Origin of the sequence: Streptomyces sp. NPDC057438, assembly GCF_042802995.1 — a bacterium.
Lineage (GTDB): Bacteria > Actinomycetota > Actinomycetes > Streptomycetales > Streptomycetaceae > Streptomyces.
The window spans coordinates 1-13,655 of sequence record NZ_JBHVDD010000062.1; the positions used below are offsets into that span (position 1 = coordinate 1).

The window sequence follows — 13,655 nt, forward strand, 5'->3', positions numbered from 1 at the left end:
GGGGCGTCGTCCAGGTTCAGCACCTTCACCTGGATGCCGGTCTCCTGCGTGAACGGCGTGTAGATCGCCTTCTGCAGCGCAGCGCCGTAGGAACCACCGCTGTCACGGACGACCACCGTCTTGCCGCCGCCCTTGCTCCCACCGGAGGCCACACGGCTGGTGCCGGTACCGCAGGCGGAGAAGGACGGGAGAGCGGCGAGGGCGGCCAGGCCGCCTGCTCCACGCAGGAGCGCTCTGCGACCGATCATGGGATCACTCATGACAAATCTCCTGGAAGTAGCGCAATGGGGTACCAGCTGTTCGGGGTGGAAGGAGTGAGTCGGGGAGGTGCCGGCAGGCGTGTGGGCGGCGCCGGTCAGTCGTGCGGCTGAGCGATGGCGGCGAGCTCCGCGCCAAGGACGACAGTCAGCCCGTTCATGCCGTAGAGGATCTGTCCGGTGGCGGTGGCGGTGACCTTGTGTTCACTGCCGTCGGCAGGGTCGATGACACGGCCGATGCTCTGGCCCTCGGTCACCTCGTCACCGGTCGTCGCGTCCGGGTACCACAGGCCGGTGGCCGGGGACACGACGGAGCCGGTCCAGACCCACTCCCGCGGCTGGACGGTGACCGGTGCGACGTGCTGCGGCGCGTCAACGACGCCGAGGTGGTGCAGCAGCCGGTACAGACCGTCGAGCAGGGTCCGCGTCTGGCTGGGCTCCCGGCCGCCGAGCTGGCCGGTCTCGATGAGGATCGCGGGGATGCCCTGCCGCGCGGCGGCGGCGTGGCTGTTGCCGCCCTGGGCGTTGCGGCCGATGAGGACCCGCTCGTAACCGACGGCGTGCGCCATGGCCCGCGTCTTGGCGTCCAGTTTCTCGTTGGAGGCCAGGCGGTAGCCGACGAAATCGAGCAGCGTCTCGTCGATGCCACCGCTGTGCAGGTCCGCGTAGGCATCGGCGCCGTTGATCACGTTCTCGAAGAGCCAGGCCGCCAGCCGCTCGGTGGGTTCGCCGTCCTTGTCGCCCGGGAAGACGCGGTTGATGTTGACGCCGTCCAGCGGGGACTTGCCGAGGCGGCCGTCGTACACGGCAGGGGGGTTGGCGACGGGGCAGATCACCACCTGGCCGGTGACATCGTCCGGCTCCAGCAGGCCGCCGAGGCGGGCGGCGGCGTCGGTGCCGACGAACTCGCCGCCGTGGATGCCACCGGTCAGCACGACCCTGGGGCCGGGGCGGGAGCCATTGACGAGGACAAGGGGGATGTCCACGGTCGTGGGGCCGAGGTCCACGGGGACGGTGCCCCGAGTCTTACGGCCGGGCTCGGCGCTCAGCGGGCCGATGGTCAGTGTCATGTCGTACCTCATTCAGGCGGTGGTGCGGCCGAGCGTGCTGATGAAGTCGATCGGCTGGGAGGCGCGGCCCTCCAGGGCGAGGTCCGCAGCGATGTCGTCCATGGCGGGCGACATCGTGAATCCCTGGCCGGAGAAGCCGGCCAGGACGAGCGGCACGTAGCGGCCGTCGTCGGTCTGCACGCTGCGGAAGACCCGGGTCTCACCGCCCGCGGCGCTGGGGTCGCGGCAGGGGGCGAAGCGGTCGTAGGCGACGACCTCGGCGCCACGGGCCGTGAGCCGCCAGGCGGCCTGGCTGCCCATCGTTCCGACGCCGACGACGGCGACATGCTTTTTGACAGACACGGCGGTTCCTTTCGTCTCCCTGGCTGGATGCCGGGCGCCCGACATGCGGATCTTGGATTCCGGATGCGAGGAGGGCCGGGGATTGCCCGACTCGAACTTCCGAGAGGCGACTTAAGCCAGTCTCGCTCAGACCGTTCCACTCAGCGGCACGGCGTGCTACTCTTCGGCACGACGAACAATGGCAGCGGCGTCGGAGGGAGTCAAGAGGTGTCGTCTGAGGAAATTCACAATTAACGGGGGCAACCGCATGGAAGTCAGAAGCGTCACCAGGGCCCTGCAGATCCTGGAAGCGGTCGCGCAGCACCAGCCGGTGACGGTCGGAGAACTGAGCAAGCTCCTGGGGCTGCCCAAGTCGACCGTCCAGCGCACACTGGTCACCCTGGACGAAGCCGGGTGGCTGCGGGCCAACCGCAAGGACACCACCCGCTGGGACATCGGCGCGCGGGTGCTCGCCGTCCGACCGGCGGCATTGCAGGGCTCGAGCCTCTTCGCTGCCGCGCGCGAGCCCATGATCCGACTTCGGGACGCGTTGAACGAGACAATCCACCTGTCGGTGCCGGACGGACTGCAGGGCGCTGTGATCGTGGACCGGGTGGACTGCACCCACGCACTCCGAATCTTTTTCGCCATTGGCGACATATCACCCCTGCATGCGACCGCCTCGGGGCGCGCGATCCTCGCGCATCTGCCAACGGCGGACGTCGATGAGGTCGTCAGGCGCGGCCTAGAACGTTTCACTGATGCCACGCCGACCGATCCGGGCCAGTTGCTCGTCGAGCTGGAGCGGGTACGGGCCGACGGATTCTCCGTCAACCGAAATCAGTACCGGTCGGGCGTCTGCGCGGTGGCTGCCGCCATCCTGGATGTGGATGGCACGCCCCTTGCAACGATCACCGTCTCCATTCCCGAGTCGCGGTACGACGCCGCACGCCTACCGGAGCTAGGGCGTCTTGTCACTGACACGGCGAAGGAGATCGCGGCGCGTCGCACGGGTGAGTGAGCGCGCAGCAGGATTCAGCGCAGGGGCGATCCCATCGCGTCACGGGCCGCTCTCCCAGCGCCTGGTGGCTCGGAAACCGGGCTCGGCGCGGCCCACCGCGATGCGGAGCGTCAGAGCCCGACCCGCTGTTGTCGGGCGGTGCGTGTTGAAGCCGGGGCGGGTCTTGGCATGGGCGGTCCGCAGCACTTGAGGGCTCGGCAGAGGGTGTCCGCAAGGAACTCCGAGGATGAACAGGGGGATCGGATGGAAATGAAGAGCCTCACCCGGTCGCTGCGCATCCTGGAGGCGGTCGCGCAGCTCAGCCGGTGTCCGTGGGAGAGTTGACGAAGCTCTTCCTACTTCCGAAGTCGACCGTGCAGCGCACCCTGGTCACACTGGCCGAGGCCGGCTGGCTGCGGGCCAACCGCAGGGACACCACCCGCTGGGAGATCGGCGCCCGAGTGCTGGCCGTACGGCCTGCCGCGCTGCAGGGATCCAGCCTGTCCGTCGCCGCCAGGGATCCCATGGTGCGCCTGCGGGACAGGGTGAACAAGACCATTCACCTGTCGGTGCCGGATGCCCTTCAGTGCATGGTCGTGGTGGACCGCGCCGACTGCGACCACGCCGTACGGACCTTCCACGCCATCGGCGACACCTCCCCCCGGCACGCCACCGCAGTCGGGCGCGCCGTCCTCGCCTATCTGCCGAAGCAGGACGTGGACGGGCTCATCGCGCGAGGTTCGCGCACCGCGACCAGTCCAGTTCACCGCGGGCGCCCGAGTTCGTCGAGGACGACCCGGCGGAGGCGAGCCCACACCCTAGCCCGGCCCCACCGGGCGATGCGCCGGTAGACCGTCGACCAGGCCGGGCCGAACACCGGGGGCAGCTGCCGCCAGGTGCAACCAGAGGTGACTACGAAGATGATCGCGGCGAGGCATTCGCGGTCACCCGCCCGCCGTCGGCCGCCGCCGTGCTGTTGCCGGCGGACTCCCGGGTAGTGACCTGCTCAGGTCGGAGGGATGCTGGAAGGTAACCGGGGCAGGTGTGTGAGGGTGCCCCTGTCCGCTGTCTTTCTCGGTGATGCCATGTCCTCATCCGCCCATCCCGACCCGCAGCCCACGCCGACGTCGGCCGACGAACTAGTGGCAGAGCTGGCGAAGGTGCGGGCGGAGAACCGACAGTTGCAGCAGGCGCTCGCCTCGCATGCCGTCGTCGATCAGGCTATCGGCGTCCTGACCATCCTGGGGAAGATCCCCCCGTGCGACGGCTTCACGGTGCTGCGGGAAGTCTCCCAGCACACCAACATCAAACTCTCCCAGGTCGCTGAAGAGGTCCTCAAGCACGGCCAGGGCGCGGCGCTGCCCGATGTCCTTCTCGGGGAGCTGCACGCGGCGCTGGCCCGCAGTGCCGCGCGTCCGGGCCGGTGACTGCGTGGCGGCCGCGGACGTCCTACAAGGGCCGCTGCCCTGGGATTGCGCCGCCGGGGTCATCCAGGAGGGGGGCGCTGCGGGCGGTGATGCGCTTGCCGGCCCGCTCCCGCTGCGCCTCGAAGCCCTGGGCGACGGCCATCACGATCTCCAGAGCGTGCTGCCCCACCATCACCTCCTACCACGCCCTCACGGAGGCCGACGGCTGGATATGCCTGGCCGCCCCGACCGAGGCCGTGATGCACACACTGCAGCTCGTCGGCGTCGACGCTCTCATCGACTGCCGCGAAACCCTCCGCCACGCACTCGGCAACTGACCTCCCCCGCGCACCGGCCTGCGCCGAGCCGGGCATGATCGAAGCGCGCCCACCATGGTCGGGGCGATCGGCCTACTCGGTGCGTGCTCCGGCCCGGCAGATCAGTGCTGATGGTGATCATGCTGAGGCAGGTAGAGGGGACTGATCTGGCGCCAGTAGCCGTGCACGAAATCTTCAGCCTCACGCACCGCCCGCTGAGCGCATGGCGCGTCCGTCTGCAGGCCCTGCCCGGCTTGGGCGGCGGGGCCCATACGCCAGGCAGCCCTCAGCGTCGCCCGACGTGAGGCACGGCGGGACGCTGCGACAGTGCGTGAGCTGCTGTTTCGGCCCGCCAGGCACCATCGCGCGAGCAGAACCGCTGCCACCGCCGACAACGCGCTGACGGCGTACATCTCATGACCGGCCACTTGGTTCCTCCTGCCGGACGCATGGACCGTGCCGGGTTCCTGTGCCCTGCTATCTCGTTCTCAACGTCACTGCTGGGCAAAGAAAACCTCACAGCCGCCGGATCGTGATGGGTCGGCGCCCGGCGCGGGCGGATTCATCGTCACGCGGAGGCCGCGGGGAGCCGACGTGCAACACGGTGCGCGCGTCCCTGATCCCTCGCCGCATTCGCGCTGCCGCCCATCCCGCCCCGTTCTCGGACTCAATGCGACAGCGGTCTCATTTCCGTGACCAGCAGCCCCAGCACGCGGAAGCGGGCAGCAGGCCGAACAGATGCGCCTCATCGATGACGGTGCCGCAGAAGACCGTCTGTCGCCCAGCATCACGGCGTCCAGCTCAGGGATCGTCTCCGCCAGCGTTCTCCGGGACCGGGCCTCGGACACGAAACTCAAAGCCCATGGGCTCACCCGCTCCAGGCATACCCCAGGGTGATACCGGCTGCGGCAGACAGACATCGCCCGCAACGGGTAAAAAGCCCCGCCCGGACTGCGCTTGGAGCTGCCCGGGTCGCGCAGGAGATGGTGCCGCGAGACGGTCCGGAGTGCGGTTCGAACAGCAGTCCCTTAGGGCCGTGGCAGCCTCGTACGACTTCCCCCAGGACCTGATCGACGTTCAGAACGAACTCACCCAGGGTCCACGCTGAACTCCAGGCGCTCTACCAGAAGGTGCCGTGGTCGGTAGAACCGCTGGACGCGTGGGAGACGCACGAGAACGCCTGGCGGAAGTCATCCCGGCCCGCATCCCCCGGCTGGGATCCCCAGAACGCAGCAGAGAACGCCCGGCTGCTGGCAAGGGAACTCGAACTCACGGCGCTGACCGTCGGCAGCTGCCGCTGGTAATAGCGCCCCAGATAGGGCGTCGCTTCCGCTTCGGGATTGACCGGAGCGCACGCCCCGGTTGCGGGTGCCCCATCCAGCAGACCTGCGGCATTCGCTGTCCCTGTGCCCGTCACGTCAGCAGGCGCGCTGTCAGGCACGGAGCGCGGCGCACCAGGGCGGCCGCAGCCAGGCCGATGTCCGCACCGACGGCGACGTCGGAGGGGTAGTGGGCGCCGGTGTGCACGCGTTCAGTGGCCACTTGAGGACGCGGCCCACGTCGCGACCAGTGGCTGGACGGCGGTTCTTCGAACCAAGTGACCTTTCTGGGACGGGTACTGCGGGTTGCGGTGCGCTGGCCGGAGAGCCGGTCTCCGTGTACAGGTTTCTGAACCCCGTCGGACGCGGGCGGGGGCAGGCCTGTTCGGCTCGGCCGGCTCCTCCCAGGGCCTGCGGAGGTCTGTGGCCAGCGGTCGGGCGAGCGGGAACTGGGTGTAGGCAATACACCAGCCAGGTCCACCGGTCGGCCGCTTCCAAGCGCCGAAGGGGAAGGACTGCCAGCAGCGGTCGACGTCTGCCGCGCTGGCGCCGGTGCCCGACCGTCACAGCCAGACCGGCTCGTTCACCCCCTCTGTGATTGCTCGTCAACTACCTTCCGGTAAAGCTTGTTTGGCTAGACCCCGAGGGCTCAGACCGGCACCACTTCGCATGCCGGTGTCACCGTCGGCGTCAGCCGCTCCCGGCATGCAGGGGTGGTGATCGCCATGCCAGTACGATCGGGTCGGTCAGCCAGACCCGCTATGAGCAGATCGTCGCCGAACTGCGTGAGTCGTAGAACAGCAGAACCGCGGCTCCTTCACGATTGGTGACCGCGCCCCGGAGGTCGAGCCGGTCAGGCCCCGCGGGGGCGTACCGGACGCCGAATGGACGATCAAGTAGTTCCTGATGCGCTGGCCGAGGACATCGGCCTGACGTTCAGCACGGTCAAGAACGCCAGGTGGGCCGCAGCACGCCAGCCGAAAGGGGGTGCTCCTGCAGTGACTTGTAGCGAGCGGATGGCGGGGACGCGCTCCACTTCCGTTCGGGCGATCAACGTTCAGCGACCTTGCCCGCGAGGGCGCAGGTGAGTGATCACGGAACCGACCGGCAGCGGACGGTTGCGCGTTGACCTGGGAGCGCCTCCCAGGCTCTGGCCGCGGTCACCCCTCTCGCCCGGGCCTTGTTGTCCGGCGTCGTCATCACGGGGAGGGTCTTCTCGGCGGCGCCGGCGCCAGGCCCTCCGCGGCGGTTGCGGATGCGGGTGGTGAGTTAAGATCACGCACTACCTTGATTGCTCTGATATGGAAGGACTTTGACAGTGAACAGGAGTAAGCGGATAGCTTCCGTGCTGGCGGCGACCGCCGTGATGGTCAGTGCCTCATTCGCTGGTGCGGGCACCGCCACGGCAGCACCTCGGCTCACCGTCAACACGAGCTGGTATCAGGCGAACCACTCGGTGGTCGCCTACCTCTACGCCGATGGCGACTACGCCGGATACGTGAACTGGAACGCGAATCCGGTCGGGACCGACCCCGGAGACGCACTACGGGCGAAGGACGACGCGGCCGACGGGTGGGGGGTCAAGGGCACCGTCACAGACACGGGATGGATCATCCGCGAGGCTTCGACGCAGGGACACACGTCCCCCTACACGACCCCGTGGCAGACCGGCAATCTCGACGAAGACCGGCGCTTGTACCTCGATGTGTGCCTGGTGAAGGGCTCGGAACGGGTCTGCAGCTATGACCTCCCTATCTGGTCGTAGGTGGATCTCCCCCTGGAGCAGTGACTTCTGCCGCCACCCTCGCCCAGAGGCGGAGCTCGCCGTTCGCTGAGCTTGTCGTCTAACGTCCACCGTCGAGTGAGACGCGAGCATGGTCCGTTCTCGCATGCTGCTCGATCATGAGGTCGACTTACCTGAGTCGTCCTCTGCGTGGGTTGCGATGGCTCGTGTCCGGCACGCGAACAGCTCTCGGAGGGTTACCTGGATGGCTTCGCGGTCCATCTGAGTCTCTTGTGGGAGAAGCAGGCGGGCTTCCGCTTCGACCTCGGCCCATGCCACTCGGCTGCGCCGGTTTCGGCACGTCTACGTCGCTGCGGACGAGGCCCGCCCCCGCGGAAAATCCGGCGGAGAGGAGGGCCAGCAGTGCTGCAGAAACACGGGCATCAGGCGACGCCAGCCTTGCAGCTCCAGAGTGTCCGGCGAACTGCGGCGGGAAAGCCGAGCGCGACGTCGGTGACGGACCAAAAGCGCACTCGTTGGTGGGCAGCGCGTTCTAGACGCTCAGCCTCAATGAAGCAGGCGCTCGGCTTCGAGCCGAATAGGCGTCACCTGCCCTGAGCTTCCTCCGCTTTGACGGACACCATTGGTGTGGTGGTCAGGCTGCGAGTGCGGTCTCGTACTCGGCGGGGCTGAGGTAGCCGAGGCTGCTGTGCAGTCGGTGCAAGTTGTTCCAACCCTCCATGAAGTCGAAGATCGTGGTCCGGGCGGCGGCCCGGCCGGGCCAGGCGGAGGTGCCGAGCAGTTCGCGTTTGATGGTCGAGAGGGACGACTCGGCGAGCGCGTTGTCCCAGCACTGACCGGTGCGACCGACCGACAGCTGAATTCCGAACTCGCTTGCCAGCGAGGCGAATTGCTGACTGGTGTACTGGCAGCCGCGATCCGAGTGGAAGATCACGGGATGGGTGGGGCGACGCTGCCGGCAGGCGGCTGTGAGCGCGTCGGTCACCAGCTCGGTTCGCAGGTGATCGGCAGTTGCCCAGCCGACCACGCGCCGGAGGCGATGTCGATGACCGTGGCCAGATAGAGCCAGCCCTCCTCGGTCGGGACATACGTGATGGCGGCGCGTCTGCGGCTCGCTCCGCGATCGCGGTCAGAGATCTCGCGACGGTCAGGACAGCGCAAGCGGCCAGCGCGAGGACAAAGGCGAGGGGACGGCGGCGGCCCTTGCCCGGCGCGGATCAGGCACCGCCGCGAGACAGTTCACCGGGCCGGCGTGTTCCCCAGGTGCGGAAGGCCGGGCAGCAGCGAGTCGGCCAGACCGGCGGGGATAGGCGGTGATGACCTGGGTACGAGCAGGTCAGACAGTCACTGTTCTCCGCCCAACCCCCACACTCCGAGCACCCCCAGCCACCACAGGACCACCCAGAAAGAACTGAGAAACCCCAGCTCACAGGCACAACAGCAGCGCAGAAAAACCGGGCGCCGACAGCCCTCGGCCACTGGAGCAGCTCGGCTTGGTCTGGTCCCTGGCCGGTAAGCGGTTCCAGGAGAAGCAGGAAGCCGCGAAGGCGCATCGGCCTGTCCGCCCCTGATCACTTCGTGGGCCCGCAGTTCAACCGGAAGATTTCCGGCACCTGGCTGGTCGACCTCTCCCACGTCGAGGTGGACCCGCTCCGGTTCTTGCCGTCGACCTTCCCCACGGTGCCTTCCGTTCTCACGCCGATCTCGTCCCGCTGCACTGTCCCGCGCGCAGGCCGTTCAGTTCGACGAGGCCCGTGGAACCCTCACGGGCCTGTGCCCTCGACGGCCCGCCGTACGCGCCGGGACGGCCCGAACTCATACAGGTCCAGGATGTCCGGCGGTTCGGCGAGGCCCGGCCCGCCGGAACGCACCCACGCCACGATGTCGCCCGTCGCATCGGGGTCGTTGACCAGCCCGAGCCAGACCGGCCGCCCGCCCGCGGCACGCCCGGCCGAAGACGGCTGCACGACGATGACGTTGGCCTGTTCGCACGCGTCGAGGCAGTTCACCGCCCGGACCTGGGCGACGGCCCCCAGTTCGGCCTTCAGGGAGGCGAGTTGGGCGGCGTGATCGACGCCGGGGATCTTGGCCGTACCGCAGCAGCACCCTCGGCACACGGTCACCGTGCACCGGGGCGCCGCCTGGGCGGGAGCCTTGCGGCGGCTCACTCGGCGGCCCGCTTCCAGGCCGCTTCGCGCAGCAGCCTCAGCCCGTTGAGGCCGACGATGACGGTGGAGCCCTCGTGCCCCGCGACGCCCAGCGGCAACGGAAGGTTGCCGGCCAGGTCCCAGATCACCAGGCCGGTGATGAAGACTCCGGCGATGACCAGGTTCTGCACGACGAGCCTGCGAGCGCGCCGGGACAGGGCGATCACGGCGGGGACCGTGGCGAGTTCGTCGCGGACGATGACGGCGTCGGCGGTCTCCAGGGCGAGGTCGGAGCCCGCCCGGCCCATCGCGATGCCGGTGTGGGCGGCTGCCAGCGCCGGGGCGTCGTTGACTCCGTCGCCGACGACCATCACCTTGCGGCCGGCGTCTTCCAGTTCCCGGACCGCGTCCACTTTGTGCTGGGGCAGCAGTCCGGCCCGTACGTCCTTGATGCCGACCTCGGCGGCCAGGCGGGCGGCGGCGCGGGGGTTGTCGCCGGTCAGCAGGACGGGCGCGGTTCCGGTGAGGGCCGTCAGTGAGGTGACGGTGCCGGTGGCGTCGGGACGCAGCCGGTCCGCGATGCCGAGCACACCCACCGGCCTGCCGTCGACCGTGACCAGGACGGCGGTGCGTCCGCCGTCTTCCAGCTCCCCGGCAAGCACCGCCGCACGGGCGGAGTCCGCGTCCGTCGTCCCGCCGAGCAGCCGCGCCGGGGCGCCGACCGCGATCACGCGCCCGTCGACGGTGGCGGTCACACCGACGCCGGGCGTGGAGTCGAAGTCCTCCGCCGCCGGCAGTGCGAGCCCGCGTTCGCGTGCCGCGTCCACGACGGCACGGGCCAGCGGATGCTCGCTCGGGTGCTCCGCGGCGGCCGCGAGGACCAGCAACTCGGCCTCGGCCGGCCCGGATCCGGTCAGCGGCCGGACGTCGGTGACGCGCGGCGTGCCCTCGGTCAGCGTGCCGGTCTTGTCGAGCGCCACCGCGTCGACCTGCCCCAGCCGCTCCATCACCACCGCCGACTTGACCAGCACACCATGCCGCCCGGCATTGGCGATGGCCGACAGCAGGGGCGGCATCGTCGCCAGGACGACCGCGCACGGCGAGGCCACGATCATGAAGGTCATCGCCCGCAGCAACGCGTCGGCGAGGTTCGCGCCGAAGGCCAGCGGGACGAGGAACACCGCGAGCGTCGCCACCACCATGCCCAGCGAATAGCGCTGTTCGACCTTCTCGATGAACAACTGGGTCGGCGCTTTGGTCTCGGATGCCTCCTCCACCATCCGCACGATCCGGGCGATCACCGTGTCGGAGGCATCACGCTCGACCCGGACGCGCAGGGCGCCGGTGCCGTTGAGGGTACCCGCGAAGACCTCGTCGCCCTGCTCCTTGGCCACGGGCAGCGGCTCACCGGTGATGGTCGCCTGGTCGACGTCGCTCGCCCCGTCGAGCACCCGACCGTCGGCGCCGATGCGCTCGCCGGGTCGTACGAGGATGGTGTCGCCGACTGCCAACTCCTCCACGGCAAGGGACACCTCGCCGCCATCGGCGTCGACGCGGGTGGCCGTGGCCGGCGCCAGGTCGAGCAGACCGCGCACCGAGTCGGCGGTCCGTGCCGTGGCCAGCGCCTCCAGCGCACCGGACGTGGCGAAGATGACGATCAGCAGCGCGCCGTCCATCACCTGCCCGATCGACGCCGCCCCGAGAGCGGCGACGACCATCAGCAGGTCGACATCGAGGGTCTTCTCCCGCAGCGCCTGCAGGCCCGCCCACCCCGGCTCCCAGCCGCCTGTCACGTACGTCACCGCATACAGCGGTCCCCACGCCCAGGCCGGGGCGCCGGCCAGCTGCAGCGGCAGCGCGAGCAAGAAGAAGACGGTGGCCGCAGCCGCCCAGCGTGCCTCGGGCAAGGCCAGCACGCGGGTACGGCGCCGGGGCGCGGAGACGTCGCGCGGAGACGCGGCCCCGTCGGCCGGGGCGGGAGCGAGGGTGGAAGTCATCGGCGCGGAAGTCCTTAACGACGGCATGAAGGCAAAGCGGTCAGCCGGAAAAGCCGGCTCCGTTCCCCTCACGATACAGGACCACATGAAGAGACATTCATGCGTTCATGTGCAGCACTCCGTAGGATGAGGACCATGGGCCATGGAGCTGACGCCAAAACCACCGCCACCGCGCGCGAGCGACTCGAGACCGTAGGTGCCGCCGACGTGGCCGCCACCCTCCAGGCCCTCGCCACACCCTCCCGGCTGCGGATCCTGGCCCGCCTCCAGGAGGGCCCGTGCGCGGCGACCGAACTCGCCGATGCCGTCGGCATGGAACAGTCCGCCTGCTCCCACCAGTTGCGCCTGCTGCGCAACCTCGACCTGGTCACCGGCGAGCGCCGGGGCCGCTCGATCATCTACGCGCTCTACGACAACCACGTCGCCGAACTCCTGGAGCAGGCCCTCCACCACGTCGAGCACCTGCGCCTCGGCCTGCGCGACACCCCGGCCTCGACCCCGGCCACCTTGGCCGGGACCCGCTGAGCCGGACGACTGCGTCACCTCCCCCCAGCACCAGATCCGGAACCGGCCGCAAGAGCCGCCCACGGCACGCCCGCGTCGAACCGTGCACCGCGACCGGCCCTTCAGTCGGACCAGTGGGGCCCAGGGTGGTCACGTGGGTGAAGTGGACCTTGTCGGGTCCGCAGGCCGGCACCGAGTCCTACCGCCTCGCCCACACCAAGGCCCAAGCGGACAGGACCAGGGGGCTGATGGGGCGCCGCACGGGAGGGGCCGCCTGGCAACCAGCGGGCCGTCCAGGGCCGCCATGAGGCTGATCCTGCGACGCGGGTCAAGTGATGAGCAGGCGGAGGCCGAGATCTGCCGCGTCGAGGTGGGCGAGGTCGCTGTTGCGCTCGGCCCACCGGCCGAAGTCGAGGTCGTCGCTGAGGTTTCGCACCGCCCGCTGCTCGGCGGCCGGTCCGACCCTCGTCCACACCGACATCGCACGGCGCACGTGATCCCGCAGATACTCCCCCGGCCGGCGCCAGTACGCCTCGAACAGGCCGTCAGCACAGTCCCACGGGACAGGCACCGGCTCGGCACGGGCGCCGACCGCGTCGGCCATCCCAGCAAGCGAGGGAAAGCCCGAGAGGACGGCGGCGAACTCGGGCAGGTAGTCGCGGGTGAGCCAGAACCGGTCCTGCCATCCGGGCTCGTCGGTGTCGAATGTCAGCACCACCACGCGGCGGGCCACGCGCCGCATCTCGCGCAGCCCCGCTATCGGGTCCCCCCAATGGTGAACGGTGGAGACGGCCATCGCGACGTCGAAGGACTGGTCCTCGAACGGCAGGCTCTCCGCAGCGGCGGCCACACACGGCGCCGAGCCGACAGGCCGCTGCCCACGCATGACCGCAGATGGCTCCACCGCGGTCACGTCGCGATCAGCAGGCTCGTAGGAGCCGGTGCCGGCCCCGACGTTCAGCACCGTCCGCGCGTCCCCGAGCGCGTCCCCGATCTGCGCGGCGATCCGCGGCTCGGTACGCCGTGTCGCGGGATAAGCGCCGCCGATCGCGTCGTACAGACGTGCACCGAGCACCTCCAGTTGCTCCTCCGGTGTCACCATCAGTCCCCTAGCCCGTGCCTCAAGTTCCCTGTCGATGGCCGCCACCATGGCGTCAGCGCGATCACGCCGCTCCACCAGCAGGCCGCGCAGTCGCCGCAGATGCACAACCGCGTCGGTGGACGGGTCACCGACCAGTTCCGCAACCTCCCGCAGACCGAAGCCCAACCGCCGATAGGCCAGCACTTCCCGCAGCCGCTCCACGTCGCCCGCCGAATAGGCCCGGTACCCGGCCGCGGTCCGCGCCGACGGCCGAACGAGCCCGACCTCGTCATAGTGATGCAGCGTGCGGACGCTCACGCCGGCCAGCTCGGCCACACGCCCCACGGTCCAGTGATCCTCCACGGCACCGACTATGCGGCCTGACGCCACGTGAGGGTCAACAGCCCCACACACGGCAGCAAGAGCCGAACACGAAGCAGCGGCCCCGAGGCGACTCCTGCAAGCCAGAGCCATGATCTGGTTCGGAGAAGC

Annotated in this window: 12 protein-coding genes and 2 pseudogenes; 5 read left to right on the forward strand and 9 right to left on the reverse strand. The window is 69.5% G+C overall.

Annotation, left to right across the window (positions count from 1 at the left end; genetic code table 11):
* The 3 genes and pseudogenes from ACFU5F_RS28095 to ACFU5F_RS28105 form a co-directional block, all read right to left on the reverse strand.
* Window positions 1-260 (reverse strand): annotated as a pseudogene (locus tag ACFU5F_RS28095) (ABC transporter substrate-binding protein); the annotation flags it as partial.
* 95 nt (window positions 261-355) lie between these two features.
* Entirely contained in the window at window positions 356-1,327 is a 972-nt protein-coding gene (locus ACFU5F_RS28100) for a succinylglutamate desuccinylase/aspartoacylase family protein (protein WP_383892860.1), read from the reverse strand.
* 12 nt (window positions 1,328-1,339) lie between these two features.
* The gene (locus ACFU5F_RS28105; protein ID WP_383892863.1) at window positions 1,340-1,669 is read right to left on the reverse strand and encodes an NAD(P)-binding domain-containing protein; all 330 of its coding nucleotides are present in this window, start codon (window positions 1,667-1,669) and stop codon (window positions 1,340-1,342) included.
* A gap of 247 nt (window positions 1,670-1,916) precedes the next feature.
* On the opposite strand from ACFU5F_RS28105, the gene ACFU5F_RS28110 reads away from it, so the two are divergent.
* Window positions 1,917-2,669 (forward strand): IclR family transcriptional regulator, encoded by a 753-nt coding sequence (locus ACFU5F_RS28110; protein WP_383892865.1) that lies wholly within the window; start codon window positions 1,917-1,919, stop codon window positions 2,667-2,669.
* Window positions 2,670-3,389: 720 nt separating this feature from the next.
* Here the strand turns inward: ACFU5F_RS28110 and ACFU5F_RS28115 are convergent.
* Window positions 3,390-3,618 (reverse strand): annotated as a pseudogene (locus ACFU5F_RS28115) (transposase); the annotation flags it as partial.
* Window positions 3,619-3,733: 115 nt separating this feature from the next.
* Here ACFU5F_RS28115 and ACFU5F_RS28120 point away from each other — a divergent pair.
* Together ACFU5F_RS28120 and ACFU5F_RS28125 are read left to right on the forward strand one after the other, a co-directional pair.
* Window positions 3,734-4,075, forward strand: a complete 342-nt coding sequence (locus ACFU5F_RS28120) for an ANTAR domain-containing protein (protein WP_383892868.1) — start codon at window positions 3,734-3,736, stop codon at window positions 4,073-4,075.
* An 89-nt stretch (window positions 4,076-4,164) separates the two neighbouring features.
* Window positions 4,165-4,392 (forward strand): hypothetical protein, encoded by a 228-nt coding sequence (locus tag ACFU5F_RS28125; RefSeq protein WP_383892977.1) that lies wholly within the window; start codon window positions 4,165-4,167, stop codon window positions 4,390-4,392.
* A 1,392-nt stretch (window positions 4,393-5,784) separates the two neighbouring features.
* On the opposite strand, the gene ACFU5F_RS28130 is transcribed toward ACFU5F_RS28125, so the two are convergent.
* A complete protein-coding gene (locus tag ACFU5F_RS28130; protein ID WP_383892871.1) occupies window positions 5,785-5,913 on the reverse strand; it encodes a hypothetical protein in 129 nt (42 codons plus the stop codon).
* Between the two features lie 1,122 nt (window positions 5,914-7,035).
* Between ACFU5F_RS28130 and ACFU5F_RS28135 the strand changes: the two genes are divergently transcribed.
* Complete coding sequence (locus tag ACFU5F_RS28135) at window positions 7,036-7,455, forward strand: hypothetical protein (protein ID WP_383892873.1); 420 nt, start codon at window positions 7,036-7,038, stop codon at window positions 7,453-7,455.
* Window positions 7,456-8,068: 613 nt separating this feature from the next.
* Here the strand turns inward: ACFU5F_RS28135 and ACFU5F_RS28140 are convergent.
* From ACFU5F_RS28140 to ACFU5F_RS28150, 3 genes are all read right to left on the reverse strand, one after another.
* Window positions 8,069-8,461, reverse strand: a complete 393-nt coding sequence (locus tag ACFU5F_RS28140; protein WP_383892876.1) for a transposase — start codon at window positions 8,459-8,461, stop codon at window positions 8,069-8,071.
* 736 nt (window positions 8,462-9,197) lie between these two features.
* The gene (locus tag ACFU5F_RS28145; protein WP_383892878.1) at window positions 9,198-9,602 is read right to left on the reverse strand and encodes a (2Fe-2S) ferredoxin domain-containing protein; all 405 of its coding nucleotides are present in this window, start codon (window positions 9,600-9,602) and stop codon (window positions 9,198-9,200) included.
* Entirely contained in the window at window positions 9,599-11,578 is a 1,980-nt protein-coding gene (locus ACFU5F_RS28150) for a heavy metal translocating P-type ATPase (protein ID WP_383892881.1), read from the reverse strand. Before ACFU5F_RS28150 ends, ACFU5F_RS28145 begins: the two co-directional genes overlap by 4 nt.
* A gap of 135 nt (window positions 11,579-11,713) precedes the next feature.
* Here ACFU5F_RS28150 and ACFU5F_RS28155 point away from each other — a divergent pair, with 135 nt between their 5' ends.
* The gene (locus tag ACFU5F_RS28155; RefSeq protein WP_383892883.1) at window positions 11,714-12,103 is read left to right on the forward strand and encodes an ArsR/SmtB family transcription factor; all 390 of its coding nucleotides are present in this window, start codon (window positions 11,714-11,716) and stop codon (window positions 12,101-12,103) included.
* A 307-nt stretch (window positions 12,104-12,410) separates the two neighbouring features.
* On the opposite strand, the gene ACFU5F_RS28160 is transcribed toward ACFU5F_RS28155, so the two are convergent.
* Window positions 12,411-13,508 carry a MerR family transcriptional regulator gene (locus ACFU5F_RS28160; protein WP_383892980.1) on the reverse strand — a complete coding sequence of 366 codons (1,098 nt, stop codon included), beginning with the start codon at window positions 13,506-13,508 and terminating at the stop codon, window positions 12,411-12,413.
* Window positions 13,509-13,655 lie beyond the last annotated feature (147 nt).